At 65.6% G+C, this 19,594-nt stretch carries 19 protein-coding genes; 1 reads left to right on the top strand and 18 read right to left on the bottom strand.

The window, feature by feature from the left end:
• Nucleotide 1: 1 nt before the first annotated feature.
• The 15 genes from RBA41_RS02565 to RBA41_RS02495 form a co-directional block, all read right to left on the bottom strand.
• The gene (locus RBA41_RS02565) at nt 2-550 is read right to left on the bottom strand and encodes a DUF3261 domain-containing protein (protein WP_306620736.1); all 549 of its coding nucleotides are present in this window, start codon (nt 548-550) and stop codon (nt 2-4) included.
• On the bottom strand, nt 543-2,906 hold the full coding sequence (locus RBA41_RS02560; protein WP_306620734.1) for an MMPL family transporter: 2,364 nt from the start codon (nt 2,904-2,906) through the stop codon (nt 543-545). Before RBA41_RS02560 ends, RBA41_RS02565 begins: the two co-directional genes overlap by 8 nt.
• Entirely contained in the window at nt 2,903-3,505 is a 603-nt protein-coding gene (locus RBA41_RS02555) for an outer membrane lipoprotein carrier protein LolA (RefSeq protein WP_306620732.1), read from the bottom strand. Before RBA41_RS02555 ends, RBA41_RS02560 begins: the two co-directional genes overlap by 4 nt.
• Complete coding sequence (locus RBA41_RS02550) at nt 3,502-3,936, bottom strand: acyl-CoA thioesterase (protein WP_306620729.1); 435 nt, start codon at nt 3,934-3,936, stop codon at nt 3,502-3,504. The genes RBA41_RS02555 and RBA41_RS02550 overlap by 4 nt, the downstream gene beginning before the upstream one ends.
• A complete protein-coding gene (locus tag RBA41_RS02545) occupies nt 3,929-5,485 on the bottom strand; it encodes an HAL/PAL/TAL family ammonia-lyase (RefSeq protein ID WP_306620727.1) in 1,557 nt (518 codons plus the stop codon). Before RBA41_RS02545 ends, RBA41_RS02550 begins: the two co-directional genes overlap by 8 nt.
• A complete protein-coding gene (locus tag RBA41_RS02540) occupies nt 5,472-6,419 on the bottom strand; it encodes a lysophospholipid acyltransferase family protein (RefSeq protein ID WP_306620725.1) in 948 nt (315 codons plus the stop codon). The genes RBA41_RS02545 and RBA41_RS02540 overlap by 14 nt, the downstream gene beginning before the upstream one ends.
• On the bottom strand, nt 6,416-7,159 hold the full coding sequence (locus RBA41_RS02535) for a glycosyltransferase family 2 protein (RefSeq protein ID WP_306620723.1): 744 nt from the start codon (nt 7,157-7,159) through the stop codon (nt 6,416-6,418). The genes RBA41_RS02540 and RBA41_RS02535 overlap by 4 nt, the downstream gene beginning before the upstream one ends.
• Nucleotides 7,160-7,162: 3 nt before the next feature.
• Entirely contained in the window at nt 7,163-8,239 is a 1,077-nt protein-coding gene (locus RBA41_RS02530) for a class I SAM-dependent methyltransferase (RefSeq protein WP_306620721.1), read from the bottom strand.
• A 13-nt stretch (nt 8,240-8,252) separates the two neighbouring features.
• Nucleotides 8,253-9,986 carry an ApeI family dehydratase gene (locus tag RBA41_RS02525; RefSeq protein WP_306620719.1) on the bottom strand — a complete coding sequence of 578 codons (1,734 nt, stop codon included), beginning with the start codon at nt 9,984-9,986 and terminating at the stop codon, nt 8,253-8,255.
• A complete protein-coding gene (locus tag RBA41_RS02520) occupies nt 9,979-10,539 on the bottom strand; it encodes a COG4648 family protein (RefSeq protein ID WP_306620717.1) in 561 nt (186 codons plus the stop codon). Before RBA41_RS02520 ends, RBA41_RS02525 begins: the two co-directional genes overlap by 8 nt.
• Nucleotides 10,540-10,541: 2 nt before the next feature.
• Nucleotides 10,542-10,814: an acyl carrier protein gene (locus RBA41_RS02515; RefSeq protein WP_306620715.1), complete on the bottom strand. Its 273-nt coding sequence runs from the start codon at nt 10,812-10,814 to the stop codon at nt 10,542-10,544.
• Between the two features lie 9 nt (nt 10,815-10,823).
• Nucleotides 10,824-11,078, bottom strand: a complete 255-nt coding sequence (locus RBA41_RS02510) for a phosphopantetheine-binding protein (RefSeq protein ID WP_099877909.1) — start codon at nt 11,076-11,078, stop codon at nt 10,824-10,826.
• Nucleotides 11,071-11,844, bottom strand: a complete 774-nt coding sequence (locus tag RBA41_RS02505; RefSeq protein ID WP_306620712.1) for a lysophospholipid acyltransferase family protein — start codon at nt 11,842-11,844, stop codon at nt 11,071-11,073. Before RBA41_RS02505 ends, RBA41_RS02510 begins: the two co-directional genes overlap by 8 nt.
• Complete coding sequence (locus tag RBA41_RS02500) at nt 11,837-12,595, bottom strand: beta-ketoacyl synthase chain length factor (protein ID WP_306620710.1); 759 nt, start codon at nt 12,593-12,595, stop codon at nt 11,837-11,839. The genes RBA41_RS02505 and RBA41_RS02500 overlap by 8 nt, the downstream gene beginning before the upstream one ends.
• Before the next feature lie 414 nt (nt 12,596-13,009).
• Nucleotides 13,010-13,786, bottom strand: coding sequence for an SDR family oxidoreductase (locus RBA41_RS02495; protein ID WP_054263022.1), 777 nt, complete (start codon nt 13,784-13,786; stop codon nt 13,010-13,012).
• A gap of 162 nt (nt 13,787-13,948) precedes the next feature.
• On the opposite strand from RBA41_RS02495, the gene RBA41_RS02490 reads away from it, so the two are divergent.
• Nucleotides 13,949-15,625, top strand: a complete 1,677-nt coding sequence (locus RBA41_RS02490) for an electron transfer flavoprotein-ubiquinone oxidoreductase (protein ID WP_306620704.1) — start codon at nt 13,949-13,951, stop codon at nt 15,623-15,625.
• Between the two features lie 59 nt (nt 15,626-15,684).
• Here RBA41_RS02490 and RBA41_RS02485 read toward each other — a convergent pair whose 3' ends face one another.
• The 3 genes from RBA41_RS02485 to RBA41_RS02475 form a co-directional block, all read right to left on the bottom strand.
• Nucleotides 15,685-17,922, bottom strand: a complete 2,238-nt coding sequence (locus RBA41_RS02485; RefSeq protein WP_306620702.1) for a putative bifunctional diguanylate cyclase/phosphodiesterase — start codon at nt 17,920-17,922, stop codon at nt 15,685-15,687.
• A 179-nt stretch (nt 17,923-18,101) separates the two neighbouring features.
• Nucleotides 18,102-18,767, bottom strand: a complete 666-nt coding sequence (locus tag RBA41_RS02480) for an amino acid ABC transporter permease (protein WP_208640280.1) — start codon at nt 18,765-18,767, stop codon at nt 18,102-18,104.
• Between the two features lie 15 nt (nt 18,768-18,782).
• Complete coding sequence (locus tag RBA41_RS02475; protein ID WP_306620700.1) at nt 18,783-19,589, bottom strand: transporter substrate-binding domain-containing protein; 807 nt, start codon at nt 19,587-19,589, stop codon at nt 18,783-18,785.
• Between the last annotated feature and the right edge of the window lie 5 nt (nt 19,590-19,594).

The raw sequence follows: 19,594 nt of genomic DNA, 5'->3' as shown, positions 1-19,594 counted from the left end.
CTTATGGCGCCGACTCGATGGTCAGGCGGTAATCGTAACGCAGGTTGTCGAGGGTCACAGTGCCAGTCCAGCGCGGCATCTGCGTGTAGGTAATCGTGGCCACCACCGCGCCATCGAGGGTCAGGGTGCGGCGCAGGCCGGCGTCTTCGATGCGCCAGCCCTGCGGCAGGCTGCGCGCGATCGCGTCGGCCGGCCACAAGGTGAGCTGCAGGTCTTCGAGCACGTCTTCGGCGCGCACCTGCTTGGGCAGCATCATGTGGCGCCACGACGTCAGTTCCTTGCCATCATAGCTCAGGCTCAGGACGCGCTGGCCGAAAGCCAGGCCAACCATCTGTACCTGCTGCGGGTCGATTTCGACCGCGGCATCGAGTTCGTCGATGCGGCCCTTGCGCTCGACCTTGAGGTGCTGCTGCACGCTGATGGTCGACTCCAGCGCCTGCGGCGCCAGCTTGATGCCGAGCCGCGCGATGGGCGCCGGCGGCGTGGCGCAGGCGGCCAGCAGCACTGCGGCCAGCAGCGGCGCAGCCAGGTGGAGGCGGGAATCACGCATGTTCATTTTCCTTGGTATTCGCAAAATAAGGGACCAGCAGCCACGCCAGCGTGGTCCCGATCAGCATCGTCAGCCCGAACGCCTGCAGCGCAGGGGTTCGGCTCAGGCCAAGCAAGCCGAAAGCCAGAATCGTATTGGCCGCCGACAGGCCGACGGCCAGCCATGGGGTGGTATCGCGCCGGCCCGGGTGCTCCTGCATGAAGATGCCGTAGTCGACAACGACGCCGAGCAGCAGCATCAGTGCCAGCACGTGGAACAGTTGCAGCGCCTGGCCGGTGAGGCCGAGCACCGCCAGGGTAGCGATGCTCGCTACCGCTGTCGGCGCCAGCACACGCCAGGCGTTGCCGCGATAGCGCGGGTAGAGCAGCGCGAACACTACCGCGTACGCCCCCAGGACCACCCAGCCCATGTACTGGCGGTAGCGCCCCAGCACCGATGAAATCTCGGCCACCTTGTCGACCCACTGCACACCTTCCATGCCCTCGCCGGCGCGGCGCAACTCCGGCAGCGCGGCCATGCTCATGCCGCGCAGCGCGACGATGCTGGCGTGGACGCCGTCGATGTCGCCCAGCCACAGGTGGCGCCAAGGTTCGCTCGGCGGGGTTTTCAGGAATTCCGCGGGCGTGAGGGGCGCGCGCGGCGCCATCAGGTGCGCGCGCGTGGCGGCGCTCCAGGCGCTGTCTTCTTCAATCGCCTTGGCCACGGCGTCGAGCGGACCGCCCGGTGCCAGCAGCTTGCTGTCGACCAGGGCGCGCCGTTCGAGCTGGGTGCGCACCGACGGTACCCAGTTCGACATCGCCTGGTAGCCGCCGATGCGTTTGGCGGCGATCAGCGGGTCGAGGCGGCGCTTGAGTTCCTCTTCACGCTGCAGCACGATTTCGGCGCTGGCGCCGCGCACCAGGAAGTACTGGACGGGCGTCGGCGCATCCAACAACTTGCCCAATTTGATCTGGTCGTCGATCAGATGCTTGGGCGGGGTTTGCAGCGAACGGATGTCATCGTTGACGCCAAGGCGCGACCAGCCGAAACCCGCCACCAACAAGAACAACGCCGCGATGACGAGCGTTGGCGCATTCATGCGCGCGCGCGGCCAGTGGGCCAGCGTGGCGCCGTAACGCTGCGCCAATGCACCGGTTGTCAAAGTGCCGCCGGAAACGAGCAGCGGGAACCAGCAAGTTACCGTCAACCAGGCGAACACCAGCCCGACGGCGGAAAACACGGCCATGTGACGCAGGCCGGGAAACGGCGTGAAGCCGAGGCCCATGTAGCCGATCACCGCGGCCAGCAGCGTCAGGCACAGTCCCGGCAGCAGGCGCTTGAGCAGGCGCACCGAACCCTCGGCCGGATCGGCGCTCAGGCGGTTGCACAGGAAATAGATGCCGTAATCCTGGGCCACGCCGATCAGGCTTGCCCCGAATACGAGCGTGAGCAGGTGAATGCGGCCGAACAGCAGCCAGCACACCGACAGCGAACCGAGAAAGCCGATCCCGATCGACAGCAGCACCAGCGCGATCGGCCGCAGCGAGCGGAAGGTGAACCATGTCAGCAGCACGATGCCGGCCAGCGAGCCGAGGCCGATGGTGGACATTTCGCCTTCGGCCTGGCTGCTGGCGGCCGACGCATGCAGCACCACGCCGGCGGTGATCACCTTCGCCTGCGGGGCGGCCTTGAGCGCGGCCTGTTTGGCCCGTTCGAGCAGCGGCACCACGGTTTGCTGGGCCGTCATCGAGAACGCCGGCGCGCGCATGGTCAGCGGCATGAGCACGTACTGGCGCTCGCCGTCGGCCACGAACAGCTTGTCGTCGCGCGGACGCACCGGGGTTTCCTGCGCGCGTTCCTGGACCCAGCCGGAAAACAGGCCGAACGGATCGTCGCGGAAGGCGCCCAGTTTCGGACCGGAGAATGCGGAGTACAGCTTGGCCAGGGCGGCGTCGGTCCAGAATTGCGGGCTCTCGCTGCGCAGCTGCGCTTCCTGCTGCGCGGTGAGCAAAGCCACGCTGTGCTTCTGGAATGGCGCCAGCCAGTCGCCCTGGGTTTCGTCGGACAGCTTGACCGCTTCGAGCACGCCCGGCTGGCTGGCCAGTACCGCATTGTAGGCGTCGGCGGCGCGCCTGGCGTCATCCCACTCGGCGGCGCCGACCAGCACGATCACGCGCTGCTGCGCCGCGTCGACCATGTGGGCGAACGACTCCTGCAGAACGCGGTCGCGCTCCTGCACCGGCAGCAAGGCCATGATGTCGGTGTCCGGCACGATGCGCTGGACCACCCACAGATAGGCGTTATGTCCCAGCAGGGCGCAGACCACCAGCGCCCAGAGCCAGGCCAGCCACTTGTGCCGTTTTACCTCGGGATTCACAGCAGCGCCGCCTCCTCAAGGGTAATCGCGCCCTCGCCTGTCTTGATCTCGGAGAAGACGATGAAGGTTTTATCTCCGCTGGCCTCGACGATCTGGATATTCTTCACGTACGCGCCGCCGTCGAGCGAAATGGCGCCGATGGCCTTGGCCAGCGCCGGCTGGCGCGCCTTGAGCGCGACGTTCCAGGTGCTGCCGTCGACATTGCCGTCGACCTCGAACAGGGTCTCGAGCTGGCCCAGGTCGCCCGACAGCAGCGAGAACAGTACGCTGTTAATCATGCGCACCGTCGGTTCCTGCTTCGCTTCGAGGCGCATCGCCACGCGCTCGCCCTGGAAGCTGACGATTTCGTCGCGCGTCAGGCGCAGGGTGTTCGGGAACGGTTTCAGGGTACGCCACAACACGCCCTTGCCCGCCACGACGCAAAAACGGCCATTCGAGGCGAGTGGTTTTTTCATGCCGGCCAGGTGCTTGGTCTGGTCGAAGCGGCCGCACAGGACCGTCGGCTTGGCCAGCAAAGCCTGGATTTTGGCGATCGGCGCGCTGGCGCCGGCAACAGCGCAGGCGGCGCCGATGGCGAGGGCGAAGATCAGACGTTTCATGCGGGGCTTACTCCTAATTTTTCGAACAGCACGGGCGGCGACATGAAACACATTTCGCCACTGGCGATATCGACGGCCACCTGGGTGGTGCTGGCGCGGTTCAGGCGCTTGCCGCTGGCCGCATCGCTGATCAGGTAATCGATCTTCAGGCGGTTTTCGTATTCGACAATTTCAGCGCGCAGGGTCAGGCGCTGGCCGAACACGGCCGGCCCGATATAGCGCAGGTTCATGTCGATCACCGGCCAGGCGAAGCCGGACGCCTTCATCTGCTCGTAGTTGTAGTCGATCTTGTCGAGCAGCGTACAGCGCGCCACTTCGAGGTATTTGACGTAGTTGCCGTGCCAGACGATCTGCATCGGGTCCAGGTCGAAGAACTGGACCTGCATCTCGGTCTCGGCGAACCAGCGGCTCGGCAGCGCGCCCCTACGCATACAGGGTCCAGGCTTGCTCGCGCAGGCGCGCGATCAGCACGCGCAGCTCGGGCTCCAGGCGCCGGTCTTCGGCCACCGGAGCCACGTCTTCGCCCAGCTTGTCCATCATGTCCTGCAGCGCTTGCGGCGCCGGGTTTTCCGGATTGACGCGCAGGCGCAGCCACACGCCCTGGCGCACCGTGATCAAGAGCGCGGCGACAACCTGCTCGGTCAGTTCCAGCACGCGCAGGCAGTCGCGCGCGGCGATGGTGCCCATGCTGACCTTGTCCTGGTTGTGGCACTCGGTCGAACGCGAGAACACCGACGCTGGCATGGTCAGTTTCAGCGCTTCCGCAGTCCACGCCGAAGAACTGATCTGCAAGGCCTTCAGGCCGTGGTTGATGGCCGCGCGCGGCCCTTCGGCGCCCGACAGGTTGGCCGGCAGGCCGTGGTTGTAGCGGCTGTCGACCAGCAGCGCCATCTGGCGGTCCAGCAGGTCGGCCAGGTTGGCCACCGCGTTCTTCATGCCATCCATCGCAAAGGCGATATGGCCGCCGTAGAAATGCCCGCCGTGCAGCACGCGTTCGCCTTCGGCATCGATGATCGGATTGTCGTTGGCGCTATTGAGTTCATTTTCGATCGACTGGCGGAAGAACGGCAGCGCGTCGGCCAGCACGCCGATGACGTGCGGCGCGCAGCGGATCGAGTAGCGGTCCTGCAGGCGCTTGCCGTTGCGTTCCGCCTCGCCGACGTGCAGGTCCTGGCGCAGCCACGCGGCCACGCCCTGCATGCCGGCGTGCGGCTTGACCGAGAACAGGGTTTCGTCGAAGTGGTGCGCGTTGCCGTCCAGCGCGAACGAGGCCATGGCGGTGATGCGGGTGCACATGCGCGTCAGGTACTCGGCGCGGTCGTAGGCCAGGCAGGCCAGCGCGGTCATGACGGCGGTGCCGTTCATGATCGCCAGCCCTTCTTTCGGGCGCAGGCGCAGCGGCGTGATGCCGGCTTCCTTCAAGGCCTGGGCGGCCGGAACCTGCACGCCGTCGCGCCACACTTCACGCTCGCCGCACAGTACCGCCGCCAGGTAGGATAGCGGGGTCAGGTCGCCGCTGGCGCCGACCGAGCCTTCGCTCGGGATCAGCGGCAACAGGCCGGCGTCGAGCAGGCGCGCGATCTGTTCCAGCAGTTCGACGCTCACGCCCGAAAAGCCCTTGGAGAGCGACGCCAGGCGCGTGGCCATCACCGCGCGCGTTTGCGCCGGCGTGAGGTACTCGCCCAGGCCGCAGCCGTGATAGGTATACAGGTGGTGCGGCAGTTCGGCCACCAGGTCGGGCGGAATCGATACCGTGCACGAGTCGCCGTAACCGGTGGTGACGCCGTAAATGGTGCCGTCCTCGCGCAGCAGGCGGTCGAGGAAGTCGGCGCCGCGCGCGATGGCCGCGCGGAACACCGGATCGGGCGAGAGCACGGCGCTGGCGGTGCCGCGCGCGATATCGACGATATCTTCGATCGTCAGACGTTCGCGGTCGAATTGGACGGCGCGGCGGGTAGTGGTCAGGTCAGGGTGCATCATTCTTGTCCAGATGGGGTAAATGCCAAAAATCGTAAAAGTTGAACCACTCGAGCGGGGAACGGACGCAGTGGTGCTGCAGGCGCGCCGCGAAGTCGCCGGCCACCTGGGCCAGTACTTCGTCGCGGCCCTTGCGCGGCAGGCGCACCGATTCGCGCAGCAGTTCGAAGTTCACTTGGTAGCCGCGTCCGACGCGGGTCGAGAACATCATGTAGAGCGGGCATTGCAGGATCGAGGCCAGTACGTACGGCCCGACCGGAAAAGGCGCATCAACGCCCAGGAAGGGCGCCAGCGCCACGCGCGGGTCGGGCGAGACCGGCACGCGGTCGCCGGCGATGACGACGAACTCGCCCCGCCCTACCCGCTCCGACAGCATCATCGCGGTGGCCGGATTCATCTCGGTCACCTGCAGCAGGTTGGTCTGGCTGCGCGGGTCGAGCGAGGCAAGCATATTGTTAAAGGCTTGTGCGTGGCGCGTGTGCACCAGCACCGTCAGCGTCAGGCCGGGCACGTCGTTCGACAGCACGCGGCACAAATCGGCGTTGCCCAGGTGCGTGCAGACCAGCACCGCGCCGCGTTTTTCGTCCAGCAGGCGCCGCATCGGCTCCATGCCGAGGTGGCTGACCAGGTTCTTGTCGAACAGGCCGCCCCACAGCAGCATCTTGTCGAGAATGGCTTCGGCAAAGCTGCCGAAGTGGCGCAGCACGCCGTACCAGCCGCCCGGCACCGGCGCGAAGGCGCGCACGCGGTCGAGATAATTCATCGAAGCGCGGCGCGCGGCCGGCTTGGTCAGCACGTACCAGGCCAGCACGGGATACAGCACCACCCGGAACGGCCAGCGGCCGAACACGCGGCACACCCAGAACAGCAGGCGCATGCCGCCCACGAAGCTCGATTCCGAGATCGCGGCCCAGTGGCTGGCGTGCAGCTTGGTCATGCGGCCCGCCATTTGCGCGCCAGCAGCTTGGGCAGGCGGATCAGCATGCCGAAGAACAGCACCGTATGCATGCGCGAAATGAGCACGTTGTCGCGAAAGGCCATGAAGTGCGACACGCCGTCGCTCGGGTAGGTCACGCGCGTGGGCAGGTTCACCACCTGCACTTCGTCCCAGAACAGGCGCACCAGGATTTCGGAGTCGAAGTTCATGCGCTTGCCCAGCGAGCAGCGCGACGCCAGCGCCACCACCGGCGCCACCGGATACATGCGAAAGCCGCACATCGAATCGCGGATCGCGAACGACAAGGTGTTAATCCAGATCCAGACGTGGGTCAGGTAGCGCGCGTACAGGCGCAGCTTTGGTACCGATTGGTCGTACACCGGGCAGCCGGCGATGACGGCGTGCGGATGCAGGCGCGAGAGCGCCACGAAGCGCGGAATGTCGTCGGTGTTGTGCTGGCCATCGGCGTCGACCTGCAGCAAATGCGTGTAGCCCGCCTGCGCGGCGCTGTGAAAACCGGTCATTACTGCCGCGCCCTTGCCCTGGTTGACGGCGTGGCGCACCAGCACGACCGTGCCGGGATGCGCCGCCGCCAGCTGGTCGAGCACGCGCGCGCACGACGGCTTGCTGCCGTCGTCCACCAGCATGCACGGCAGGCCGTGAGCGAGCACCGCGTCGACCACGGCGCCGATGGCGTGTTCGTGGTCGTACACTGGGATCATCACGCAGGGCTTGAACATGATTTACTCCGCCCGGCCGAAGCGCAGCAGCGAATGGCAGTAGCCGATGCCGTCGCGCGCGGTGAGCAGCTTGAGGCCGGCCGCTTCGGCCAGGCGCACGTAGTCGCCGCTCTCGTAGATCTTGCTGTTCCCGCTGGCCATGGCCGTGAAGTACGGCGAGGTGTTGATCAGGCAGTAGGAAGCGATGTCGTAGCGCTGGCGGTCCCAGAAGGTGTCCATCACCAGCAGCTGGCCCTGCGGCGCCAGCGCGGCGGCGGCGCGCTGAAGGATGGTGGCAATGGCCGGCTCGGAGAAGCAGCTCAGGAATTGGCTCATCCAGATCACGTCCATCCCCGCCGGCAGCGCCAGGGCCGCGTCGAGCAGGTCGGTCGGGTGCAGCTGCGCGCGCGCACGCACGCCGGCCGTTTCCAGCGTGGTCGCAGCGACCGACAACTGGCGCGGCAAGTCGACCAGGTGCAACTCGACGTCGGCGTTGTAGGCCAGCGCGGCGCAGCTGAATTTGCCCGTGTTGGCGCCCACGTCCATCACCTTGCGCGGCGCGGTCGCGAACACGTCCGGCATGATCGAGGGGAAGGAGGTGTCCGAATAATAGTGGTCGAACGCGAACCAGCTGGTCTTGGCCGGCTCCGACAGTTCCGACAGGCCCTGGTACAGCGTGGGCCACTCGCCCAGCGCTTTCAGGCCAATCGGCTTTTCGGCGTCGAGCGACTCGTCCAGCTTGAACAAGCCCTGGTAGCAGACATCATGGTTGAAGTCGATGTTGATCTGGGTGATGCTGTCGGTGAGGACGCAAAAGCCAGCCTTGTCGAGCGCATAGCGGCCATCGTGCACGAACACCACGCCGGCCGACAGGCAGGTTTCCAGCACCACCTTGAGCGCGTACTCGGTCCAGCGGCCGGTGCCCGCCATGTCGGCGATGGACAGCCCCGTTTCGCCGGCGTCGGCCAGCGTTTGCAGCATCCCGCGCTTCCACGCGTAGCGCACGCACTGGAATACGACCGGGCCGAAGGCGATTTTCTGCGCTTCAAAACGGGCTTCAAAGGCAGTCTGGCGATCAGGGGAGAATTTTTTATCTAACATACGACGCTTTAGGTTAAGTACCAAACAGGATGCGGCCGCCGGCGTGCTGCCCGGCGTCGGAGAAATAACGGAAATGCAGGGTGCCGCTGGCGCCGTCGGCGGCGCTGTCGTACTTGAGCTCAAGGTGGAACGGGGTGTCGGGCCTGACCACCTGCTGGAACTTGAGCGCATGGATGGCGCGAAACGATGGTGCCATCGCAAAGTGCTGGCGGCCGTAGCGGATGGCCCAGTCGACCTGCACCACGCCCGGCAGCACGGCGGCTTGGGTGAAGTGGCCGTCGAAGTAGAACAAGGTCGACGGCACGACCATTTCGAGCAGGGTGCGCTGCGCGTCCTGCTCCAGCAGGCGCACCTGCGGCACGCGCGGACGGGCGTCGCCCACGCCGAGCAGCGCAAGCAGCTGTGCGTGCGTGGTCTTGCCCTGGGCGTTGAGCGGAAATTGATCGAGGTAGCGCCAGCGGCGCGGCAGCGCGACCGCTTCCACCACCCGTCCCAGGTGGGCGCGCAGCAGCGCGTTGAGGGCCTGCTTGCCCTCGGCGTCGAGCAGCGCGCGGCCGCTGGCTGAGGGAATCACGAACCCGGCCAGCACCTGGCGCTCGCCGGCCCGCTCGGGGCAGACGATCACGCGCGCTTCGCTGGCCAGGCCCGATGCCACCAGAGCGGCTTCGATGGCGTCGAGCGAGATGCGTTTTTCTTCGATCTTGACCAGGCGGTCGCCGCGGCCGAGCAGCAGGAAGCGCCCGTCCGGCGCGGGGTTGACGCGGTCTTCCAGCGCCAGCCAGGCATCGTCGCCCAGGTGGGGCGACTGCACTTCGAGGCGGCCGCTGTCGGGCGCGATGCGCCAGGCCACGCCCGGCAGCGCTTCCCATGCGCCGGGCGAGCCGGCGTGGTGGCGGCGCCAGGCCACGCCGCCGGTTTCCGAGCTGCCGTAGATTTCGGTCGGGATCTGGCCGAGCAGGTGGGCGGCCGCCACCGATGCGTCGGGCGCGAGCGGGCCGCCGGACGAAAACACCGCGCGCAGGCAGGCTGCCGCCGCGCTCCAGTCCAGGTGGGCCGGCAAGCGCTTCAGGTGGGCCGGGCTGGCCACCAGCACGCAGGGGCCCTGCCCGAGCATCTGCGCGAGCTGCTCGGGATAGGCCAGGCTGGCCGCGTGAATCGCACGGCCGGCGGCCAGCGGCCACAAGACCTTGAACAGCAGGCCGTAGATATGCTGGTGCGAGACGGTCGAGAAAATGTCGGCCGCGCCGATGGCGGGACCGAACAGCGCCTCGAGCGTGGCCACTTCGCTGGTGAGCTGCGAGAGTTGTTTCGGGATCGCCTGCGGCGCACCGGTGCTGCCGGAGGTATGCACCACCAGGGCCGGGAAGGCGCAATCGGGCCCGCTCCATGGCAGCGCGCAGGCGTCGTCAGGCGATGGCTGCAGCGGATTCCAGCGCGGCGCGAACTCGCCCAGGAAGCAGTCGACCGAGCGCGCCAGCGCGATGCAGCTGGCGTCGAGCGTGTCGGCGGTGAGCCATACGGTTTTACCGGCCTGCCAGGCGCCCAGCAGCGCGGCGGCGAATTCAAGGCTGTCCTCGATGTACAGGGCGGCGTTGGTGCCGGAGGTACGCAGGGCCAGCGCGCGCCATGCTCCCGCGCGCTCGCGCAGCGCGCCGATGGTGACGGGCGTGCGGACGGAAGCGACCTCACGCCAGCCGGCGATGGCGGCGCCATCGCGTGTACCGAGAACAGAAAACAGATCAACCATGATGCAATCGCTTAAAGCGCAGACGTACCAAAAATTCAGCGGCGAACAGTACGCCCATCAGGCCGTACGCAATGACGCCGTTGTACAGCGACCAGACCTCTTGCGTGGCCCACAGTGCGGTGCCCAGCGCAATGGCGCCGTTCACCACGAAAAACCCGCACCATACCTTGGTCACCGTGCGCGTGTACGCCACTGCCGCTGGCGGCAGGTCCGGCTCGCGCATGCGCGCGAAGCGTTCGACCATCGACACCGGCGTGGTAAGGGTGTAGGCAAATGCTCCCAACAGGGCGGCATTGACCAGCACCGGGTACAGTTTCAACGGCAGCATGGCGTTACCCATCACCGTGACGGCGGCAAGCAGCAGGGCGCCGGCGGCCGACCAGCGCGCCACCAGGCTGGCCTTCATGGCAGGCAGGCGCGCCAGGGCGGCCAGCACCAGCAGCAGCGCCAGCCAGCGCGGTTCCACCCTCCCCTGTCCGTACCAGACGGCCAGCGGATAGCACAGCGTGAGCACGACCGAGATCGTGGCCAGCAGCGCGCCCAGCAGGCGCATGCTTATAACGCCTGCTCCTCGACCAGATCGTCAAGCGCGTTGACCACGTCGCCGATGGTGCGGATGGTCTTGAACACTTCCGGCTGCAGGCGCTTGCCGGTCATCTGCTTGAGCTTGACCGCCAGGTCGACTGCGTCGATGCTGTCGATATCGAGATCGGCGTACAGGTTCGAGTCGGCCGTCAACGAGGATTTATCGAGCTCGAACATATCGGCCAGCAGATCGACGACCCACGCATACAGCTCGTCACGGCTCATATTGTTTACGTCTACCATACAAACTCCTTACTTTTTGCGGTGGGTTTCAATCAGGGCCGCCAGCGCGCGCACCGACGCGAAATGGCTGCGGGTGTCTTCCGAATCGGCCGACAGCGAAATGCCGTAACGCTTCTGCAGCGCGACGCCCAGTTCCAGCGCATCGATCGAGTCCAGGCCGAGGCCTTCGACGAACAGCGGCGCGGCGCTATCGATATCGTCGACGCTAATATCTTCCAGTTGCAGGACGTCGATGATCAGTTGTTTGACTTCTGTTTCAAGCATGGCCTTGGTACTCTCCAGTAAAAAATTGTTGCAGGTAGTCCGTCAGATGACGCACCGCCATTACTTCGCTCACGCCGGCGCCAAGAAAGGCACCGACCTCGATATCGTCTTTCACTTCAAGCCGGAACTGCACGAAGCGCTCCGGCACGCGCCACCACTTGTCGCCCTTGCCGAGGGTCGGCGGCTGGCAGTCGATCAGCACCGGGGTCACGGCGCGCGCGCCGCGCACCGCGATGTTGGCGGCGCCGCGTTTCAGGCTGATCGCGCCACCGGCCGGGGTACGCGTTCCTTCCGGGAAGATAATCAGGTTGTTCCCGGCACGCAGGGAGGCGATGCACGCCTCGACCAGCTGCTCGCCGCTGTCGTTGCTGATGTAGCCGGCGGCGCGCACCGGACCACGGGTGAACGGGTTGTTCCACAGGTGACTCTTGACGATGCAGTCGGCGCGCTTGACGAACGCCATCAGGAACACAGTATCGATCAGCGACGGGTGGTTCGCGAGAATCAGCAGGCCACCCCGTTCGAGCTTTTCGAGCCCGATGAATTCATAGCGCAGCACACCGAGGCCGCGCATCAGGCCCACAAACCCGCGAAACGTCAGGCGCAGGATGGCGCGTGCCGCGGTGACGCGCGCGGCGCGCTCCCACACCACCACCTGCAGCAGCGGAAACACCGCGATGCGCAGCAGCAGGCCGCCGATACCGAAGGCGAGAAAACTGATGCCGGTGGCGAGCACGCGCCAGTAGCGGCCGATCCGGTCAAACATCGCGCGTCCAGGTCCAGCGCTGCACGCCCGCCTGGCGCACCAGGCTAGCAGCACCGCTCAACTGGAAATGCAGCACGTCCAGGCCACCGGGCTGGGTCGACCCCGGCGCGCTGGCGTCGGCGGCGTCGGCAGCGTCGCAGGCCAGGCTGATGGCGTGGGCCCCGGGCGCGGTCATCAGCCATGCCCACGCGTGCGGCTGCTCGTCGCAATCCTCGAAATGCGCCAGGGCCGCCGGCAGCGCGCAGTCGTACACCACCAGCAGGACCATGGGCGCGCCGTCGGCCAGCAGGCCGCAGGCTTCGACCACGCCATGTTCGACGGTCGCCGCGCCGGCCGACAGGGCCATGTGATTGGCGCGGTCGGTGCGTGCGATCGAGAACAGGCCGGCGCTGGCGTTATGCACGGCCAGGCCGAAGCCGGTCGGCGACATCGGTTCGCCCTGGGACAGCTCGCCCAGCAGGTCCACCGCGCGCGAGACTTCGCCATGACGCGAACAGAACACCGCCGCGATATCGGTGCGGCCGTCCAGGCAGCGGTAGGCCACCTCGAGCGCCATCTTGCCGAGGAAGCCGGCGCGCCGGCGCAGCATGGCAGGCATCGCGGACACGGCCGGATCGGGACCCACGCCTCCGCCGGCCGCACCGATCCTGACCGGCGCCTGTGCCCATCCGGCCCAGGCCTCGGCCGTTGCCAGTCCAGGCGCCCACGCCGAATGCGCAGCAATGGAAAACTTCAGGCCGTCTACTCGCATTTTGTTACTTATTTCTCTAAGGTACGTACAGCCTAAATTATAAACTGCCGGTAATGCTGGCTCCTAGAGGAATACTTCCATTCGAGAAACTAAAGTAGCGGCAAGCAACAGAAGGTCCGAATTGTCCCACTGTTACGGGATTTTATGCAAATAAATATCTGATAAACAACAGAAGAGGCGCATTAGAGGGGATGGGGGAGCAATAAACGCGATGCCGGCTGGTGCGCCGATAGCGCAAAACTGCAGGACTGCGAGTCGGGAACAAACGGAGAGGCGCGAATAATACCGGAAATCTGGCTTTAAATGCAAAACCGGGCTTTGTTCCCGGTTTTGCATTTGTTTGTTAATGGAGGCAGGGCCCAGGCTGGGCAGGCGATCCACGTGCGCGGCGTTGCGCCGCGACGAACTTTTACTTTACTGCGCTGTCATACCATCATCGGCGGTGATGATCGCACCGTTGATGAAGTGGCTTTCCTCGGCCGCCAGCAACAGCAGCAAGCCGTCCAGGTCTTCCGGCTTGCCTGGACGCTTGCGCGGAAGCATGTCGATCAGTTTTTGGCCTTGTTCGGTGGCGAAATATTCTTCGTTGATTTCAGTGGATATATAACCAGGGCAAATCGCATTGACGTTAATGCCATATTTACCCCACTCCACCGCCATTGCCTTGGTCATTTGCACCACACCAGCCTTGCTCATGCAATACACCCCGATTTGCGGCAGGACGCGCAGGCCGGCGACGGAAGCAATGTTGATAATACGATGCTGTTTTTTCGGGTCGCCCTTGGCGCGCTGGATCATGCGCTTGGCCGCTTGCTGGGCCACGAAAAAGGCGCCGCGCAAATTGGTGTCCATAACGTAGGAGTAATCTTCCGGCGTCACGTCGATCAGGCGCTGGGTGGTCGAGACACCCGAGTTGTTAACCAGTATGTCGATCGGGCCGGCTTCGGTTTCGGCGTGCGCAATGGCCGACTTGATGCTGGCCAGATCGGTCACGTCGAGCGAGACCACGTGCGCGGCGCCGCCGTCGGCTTCGATTTCGGCACGCAGCTCCTTGAGGCGGTCGGTACGGCGCGAAGCCAGCACGACCTGGGCACCGGCGCCCGCGAGGGCCTTGGCGAAACGCGCGCCCAGGCCGCTCGATGCGCCGGTAATCAGTGCGATTTTTCCTTCGAAATTTACTTCAATACCCACGATCGGCTCCTGTGCGGTGGTCTTGCGAAAGCATAATGATGTCACAAATTGCCAGTATTAGATGGCAGCGTCTAATATTGTCCGTAAAATGGCGCCAAAGTTGCAATCCTCGACAAAAAGCCGCACACTCGTGCTTAAATTTTTCTATCCCATGATGAGACCATGACAGAGCCTATCAACATCCTCGAACAATACGGTCCGCGCGAAGCAATGGAGTACGACGTTGTCGTCGTCGGCGGGGGGCCTGCCGGCCTGTCCGCCGCCATCCGCCTGAAACAAATGGCGGCCGACAAGGGCCAGGAAGTGTCCGTTTGCGTGCTGGAAAAAGGCGGCGAAATTGGCGCACATATCCTGTCCGGCGCCGTGATGGACCCGCGCGCACTGACTGAACTGATTCCGAACTGGAAGGAACTCGGCGCACCGCTCAATACGGCCGTGACCGAAGACCGCATCCTGTTCCTGACCGAAAACAAGGCCTACCAGACCCCCGCCTTCATCACCCCGGCCTGCTTTGAAAACCACGGCAATTACGTGATTTCGCTGGGCAATGTGGTGCGCTGGATGGGCCAGCAGGCCGAAGCGCTCGGCGTGGAAATCTTCCCCGGCTTCGCTGCCGCGGAAATTCTTTACAACGACAATGGCTCGGTCAAGGGCGTAGCGACCGGCAATATGGGCGTGGACCGCCACGGCAAGCCGACGTCAGCCTTTCAGCTCGGCATGGAACTCCATGCCAGGTACACCTTGTTCGCCGAAGGTTCGCGCGGCCACCTCGGCAAGCAGCTGATGGTCAAGTACGACCTGAACAAGGGCAAGGACCCGCAGTCGTACAGCATCGGCATCAAGGAATTGTGGGAAATCGATCCGGCCAAGCACAAGCCGGGCCTGGTCATCCACACCACCGGCTGGCCGCTCAAGTCGGATACCTATGGCGGTTCTTTCCTGTACCACATGGAAAACAACCAGGTCATGGTCGGCTATGTGATCGGTCTGTCGTATGAAAATCCGTATCTGTCGCCGTACGAAGAATTCCAGCGCTACAAGACGCACCCGGAAATCCGCACCTTCTTCGAAGGCGGCAAGCGCATTTCCTACGGCGCGCGCGCGATCACGGCCGGCGGCCTGCAAGCCTTGCCGAAGCTGGTGTTCCCGGGCGGCGCACTGATCGGCTGCGAGGCGGGCTTTTTGAACATGAGCCGCATCAAGGGCAGCCATGCGGCGATCAAGACCGGCATGCTGGCGGCCGAATCGGCCTTCGCGGCGCTGGGCGAGCAGCGCCAGCACGACGAGCTGTCGAGCTTCCCGACCGCGTTCGAGCAATCCTGGCTGCACGAGGAATTGCACGTGGCGCGCAACGTCAAGCCGTGGCTGTCGAAAGGCCTGTACCTGGGCTCGATCATGACCGGCATCGACCAGCTGATTTTGCGTGGCAAGGCGCCATGGACCCTGCACCGCGATTACGGCGACCACGAGTGCCTGAAACCGGCGGCAAACTATGCGCCGATCGCCTATCCGAAGCCGGATGGCAAGCTGACCTTCGACCGGCTGTCGTCGGTGTTCATTTCGAACACCAACCATGCCGAAGACCAGCCGATTCACCTCACGCTCAAGAACGACAGCATTCCGGTGTCGGTCAACCTGGCGCAGTATGCCGGGCCGGAGTCGCGCTACTGCCCGGCGGGCGTGTATGAGTACGTGAAGACCGACGAAGGCAAGGACCGCTTGCAGATCAATGCGCAGAACTGCGTGCACTGCAAGACCTGCGATATCAAGGACCCGACCCAGAATATCGTGTGGGTGACGCCGGAAGGCGGCGGCGGGCCGAATTACCCGGGGATGTAAGCCCGGGCCACTGCGTCAGCTCCGTCGTTCCCGGCATTGCCGGAAACGACGGATTGGCTTCAATGCGGCAAACGCGGTATCCCCGCGACCGCCATCGCTTCAAATTCCTCCGCCGGCATTGGCCGCGCAAACACATAGCCCTGCGCGAAGTCGCAGCCGGCATCGACCAGCAGCGCGCGCTGCACCTTGGTCTCCACCCCTTCCGCCACCACTTTCAGCCCCAGCTTGTGCGCCATGACAATAATGGCTTCGCACAGCGCCAGGTCGCCCACGTCGTTTTCCAGGGTGGCCACGAAGGAGTGGTCGATCTTCACGTAATCGATGTCGAAGCGCTTGAGGTGCGACAGCGAGGAATAGCCGGTGCCGAAGTCGTCCAGCGCCACCTGCAGCCCCATCGCGCGGAACTGGCGCAGGCGTTCGATGACCTGGGTCGCCCCTTCGAACAGCACCCCCTCGGTGATTTCGATGACGATGCTGTGCGCCGGCAGGCCCAGCTCGTTCAGGTAGTCCAGCCAGTTCAGGTACAGGTCGGCATCGCGCCGGAACTGGACCGGCGACTTGTTGACGCTGACCTGGAACGATGGATCGATGCTGTGCTGCCAGCGCTGCACCTGCTGCGCCACTTCGCGAAACACCCAGTCGCCGATCTCGACAATCAGCCCGTTGGACTCGGCGAACGGGATGAATTCGGCCGGCCCCAGCAGCCCGCGGGTCGGATGGCGCCAGCGCAGCAGCGCCTCGGCCTTGTGCACGGCGCCCGTCTGCAGCGACACGATGGGCTGGTACACGATCTCGAACTGGCGCAGCGCAATGGCCGCGCGCAGGTCGTCGGCAATGCCCTGGCGCGCCTGGGCGGCGTGCTGCAGGGCGGGCGTGACATAGCTGAACTGGTGGCCGCCCGCGTTCCTGGCGGCGTACATGGCGCGGTCGGCGCGCTCGACCAGCTGGTCGATATCGCGCGCGTCCGGCGGGTACAGGGCAATGCCGATGCTGGCCGACACAAAGGCTTTCTCGCCGCCCAGCTCGAACGGCAGGGCCAGCGCCGCGATCATGGCGTGGGCGATGCGCTCGACGCTGCCGATATGGTCGAGCCCCGACAGGATGACCGTGAACTCGTCGCCGCCCTGGCGCGCCAGGGTGTCGCTCGAGCGCACGCAGTTGGCGATGCGGCGGCTCGCTTCGATCAGCACCAGGTCGCCGCGCGCATGGCCGAGGCGGTCGTTGACCTCCTTGAAGTGGTCGAGGTCGATGAACAGCAGCGCCAGGAAATCGGCGCCGCGGTCGGCCTTGCGCGTTTCGTGGCGCAGCCGGTCCATGAACATGTGGCGGTTGGGCAGCCCGGTGAGGGTGTCGTAGTTGGCCTGGTGCCAGATCAGCTCGGTTGACTGCTTTTGCACGGTGATGTCGGTCACCAGCGCCAGCGCGCCGAGGCAGGCGCCGTCGGCGTCGAGGATGGGGCTGGTCGACATGGACGTCCAGACCACCCTGCCATCCTTGCCGATGAAGCGGTATTCGCGCGCGGCGGGCAGGCCCGGGGTGTGCTCGGCGATGCAGTGTTCGAGCATGGCGATGCCCTCGTCATCCATGAACGAGATCAGCGGGCGGGCCAGCATGTCTTCGATGCTGTAGCCGAGGATGTGCGCCATGCGCGGGTTGACGAAGGTGGTGTGGGCAGCGGCGTCGATTTCCCAGATGCCTTCGCCGGCGCAGTGGACGATGCGGCGCAAGCGCTCCTCGCTGCGTTCGAGCGCCGCCAGCCTGCCTTCGGCGCGCTCGACAATCAGGCGGCAGGCCTGGCCGCTGCCGTCGGCGCTGCCGTGCAAGGTGACGTCGACGCCGCCGTCGTTCGGCGTTCGCAGCCGCACGCGGCAGGTTTCGCCGGTGTGGCTGTTCAGGGCGCGGGCGAAAAAGCCGTCGAAATCGGGCAGGAAGGCGGGCACCACGAAGGCGCGGAAATGGTGCAGTCCGGGATTGGCGCGCGCCACGCCGAGCATGGTGGCGCCAACCAGGTTCACCTTCAGCACGGTGGTGTCGAAGGCCAGCAGGCAATAGCCGACCGGGGCGAGCAGATACAGGTCGCCCGAGCGCGCCAGGTCTTCTTCGTGGCGCAAACGCTCGATGGTGACGCCGCTGCTGTCGGTGGGAGGCGCCTGCGGTGCGCCGCGCGCCGGGATGGGCAAGGCGGCCGGATCGCCAGGGTCGTAGGCGAAGGCGCTGCCGGGCAAGGCGCGGTCGGCGCGGCGGGCGCGCGCCTGCGCGGAGCCCCCCTGCGCTGCCGGATCGTGATCGTTGTCCATCTCACCTCGCACACATTGCACACGCCAGCGGACACCTGCCACGCACCGGCGCGAAGCGGCGCAATACGGATCGTGGAAGCACTGTGGACTAGACTAGCATGGGCGTGGGCGCCATGTCGAGCGCCACCACCGATCGCGCCGCAGATTCGCCCGGGACGAGGCGAACGCGGTCCACGATCCTAGCGGTGCGCGCGGTTCAGGCGCCGTTCGAGATAGCGCTGCAGCGCCTCGAACAGCAGGCTCAGGCACCAGTAAATCAGGGCCGCGGTCATATACAGCGGCAAGGGATTGGCGCTGCCGGCGACCGCTTCCTTGGTCGCAAGCATGAGCTCGCTAATGGTGACGACCGAGACCAGCGAGGTATCCTTGATCAGGCTGATGAGGGTATTGCTCATCGACGGCACCGCCACGCGCAGCGCTTGCGGCAGCACCACGTGGTACAGGGTGGCCCAGTAGCCCAGCCCCAGGCTGAAGCTGGCGCGCCACTGGCCCTGGCTCACGCCCAGCACGGCGCCGCGCAGGCTCTCCGACAGGAAGGCGCCGGCATTGAGCGACAGCGCCAGCACGCCGGCCACCACCGGCGGAAAGTCGATGCCGATGCTGGGCAGCCAGTAATAGATCACGTACAGCTGCACCAGCAGGGGCGTGCCGCGCATCGCGCTCACGTACAGTTCGGCCGGCGCGCGCACCAGCTTCCAGCGCGACAGGCGCATCAGCGCCGTGGGAAAGCCCAGCGCCAGCCCGCCGACCATCGAGGCCAGCGCAAAGATCACCGTGTAGCCGGTGCCCTTGAGCATCGAGGGCGCGGCGTCGCGCAAGAGTTCGGCCAGCGCGGCCCAATCCATCAACCCAGGCCCCGATCAGGGCTGCGCGGCCGGGCGGCTGACGTCGCTGCCGAACCACTTGAGCGACAGTTTCGCGAGGCTGCCGTCGGCCTGGGCCTCGGCCAGCGCCTTGTTCAGGGCGGCCTTGAGAAGAGGATTGCCTTTGCGGACAGGAATGCCCATGCGCTCGACGTTGCCGACGCGCGCGCCGGCCTGGATCGGCAGCTTGGAATGTTTGAGCAGGTAAGCGACCATCAGGCTGTCGTTGAGGGCGGCGTCGATGCGGCCGAACGCCAGGTCCTGCAAGGTTTCCGGCGCGGCCGGATAGCTGCGCACCTCGATGCCGGGCACGGCCTTGGCTTGCTGCTCATACACGCTGCCCTGCCCCACGCCCAGTTTCTTGCCCTTGAGGTCGGCCAGGGTGGCGTAGGTCGCCTTCTCGTTCTTGCGCACGATCAGTTGCGGGTTCGAATAGGTGTACGGCTCGGAAAAATCGAAGGTTTGCTCGCGCTTGGGATTGATGCCCACCTGGCTGACCGCCACATCGAACTTGCCGGCGGCCAGGCCGGCCAGGATGGCGCTCCACTCGGTGGTGATGAACTCGGGTTTGAGACCCAGGCGCGCCGCCAGCAAGGTGGCGACGTCGACGTCGTAGCCGGCCAGCCGGTTGGTTTTCAAGTCCTTGAAATTGAACGGCGGATAGGTGCCTTCCATGGCGATCTTCAGCGTGCCGCGCGCCTTGGCGCTGGTGAGCAGGTCGGCGGCGGCCACCGGCATGGCCAGGGCGGCGCCGATCAGTCCAAGGGTCAAGGTCAGGCTGCGGCGACGGAAATGAATAGGCATGAAGG

The organism is Massilia scottii (assembly GCF_030846495.1).
GTDB lineage: Bacteria > Pseudomonadota > Gammaproteobacteria > Burkholderiales > Burkholderiaceae_D > Telluria_A > Telluria_A violaceinigra.
This window is presented reverse-complemented; position numbering and strand designations above follow the sequence as displayed.

What these genes read in the sequence shown, in the direction of transcription:
- RBA41_RS02505 (WP_306620712.1), bottom strand. Translation starts at nt 11,844, where the DNA reads ATGTTTGACCGGATCGGCCGCTACTGGCGCGTGCTCGCCACCGGCATC.
- RBA41_RS02545 (WP_306620727.1), bottom strand. Translation starts at nt 5,485, where the DNA reads ATGATGCACCCTGACCTGACCACTACCCGCCGCGCCGTCCAATTCGAC.
- RBA41_RS02490 (WP_306620704.1), top strand. Translation starts at nt 13,949, where the DNA reads ATGACAGAGCCTATCAACATCCTCGAACAATACGGTCCGCGCGAAGCA.
- RBA41_RS02515 (WP_306620715.1), bottom strand. Translation starts at nt 10,814, where the DNA reads ATGGTAGACGTAAACAATATGAGCCGTGACGAGCTGTATGCGTGGGTC.
- RBA41_RS02475 (WP_306620700.1), bottom strand. Translation starts at nt 19,589, where the DNA reads ATGCCTATTCATTTCCGTCGCCGCAGCCTGACCTTGACCCTTGGACTG.
- RBA41_RS02520 (WP_306620717.1), bottom strand. Translation starts at nt 10,539, where the DNA reads ATGCGCCTGCTGGGCGCGCTGCTGGCCACGATCTCGGTCGTGCTCACG.
- RBA41_RS02485 (WP_306620702.1), bottom strand. Translation starts at nt 17,922, where the DNA reads ATGGACAACGATCACGATCCGGCAGCGCAGGGGGGCTCCGCGCAGGCG.
- RBA41_RS02550 (WP_306620729.1), bottom strand. Translation starts at nt 3,936, where the DNA reads ATGCGTAGGGGCGCGCTGCCGAGCCGCTGGTTCGCCGAGACCGAGATG.
- RBA41_RS02535 (WP_306620723.1), bottom strand. Translation starts at nt 7,159, where the DNA reads ATGTTCAAGCCCTGCGTGATGATCCCAGTGTACGACCACGAACACGCC.
- RBA41_RS02530 (WP_306620721.1), bottom strand. Translation starts at nt 8,239, where the DNA reads ATGTTAGATAAAAAATTCTCCCCTGATCGCCAGACTGCCTTTGAAGCC.
- RBA41_RS02540 (WP_306620725.1), bottom strand. Translation starts at nt 6,419, where the DNA reads ATGACCAAGCTGCACGCCAGCCACTGGGCCGCGATCTCGGAATCGAGC.
- RBA41_RS02555 (WP_306620732.1), bottom strand. Translation starts at nt 3,505, where the DNA reads ATGAAACGTCTGATCTTCGCCCTCGCCATCGGCGCCGCCTGCGCTGTT.
- RBA41_RS02510 (WP_099877909.1), bottom strand. Translation starts at nt 11,078, where the DNA reads ATGCTTGAAACAGAAGTCAAACAACTGATCATCGACGTCCTGCAACTG.
- RBA41_RS02500 (WP_306620710.1), bottom strand. Translation starts at nt 12,595, where the DNA reads ATGCGAGTAGACGGCCTGAAGTTTTCCATTGCTGCGCATTCGGCGTGG.
- RBA41_RS02525 (WP_306620719.1), bottom strand. Translation starts at nt 9,986, where the DNA reads ATGGTTGATCTGTTTTCTGTTCTCGGTACACGCGATGGCGCCGCCATC.
- RBA41_RS02565 (WP_306620736.1), bottom strand. Translation starts at nt 550, where the DNA reads ATGCGTGATTCCCGCCTCCACCTGGCTGCGCCGCTGCTGGCCGCAGTG.
- RBA41_RS02480 (WP_208640280.1), bottom strand. Translation starts at nt 18,767, where the DNA reads ATGGATTGGGCCGCGCTGGCCGAACTCTTGCGCGACGCCGCGCCCTCG.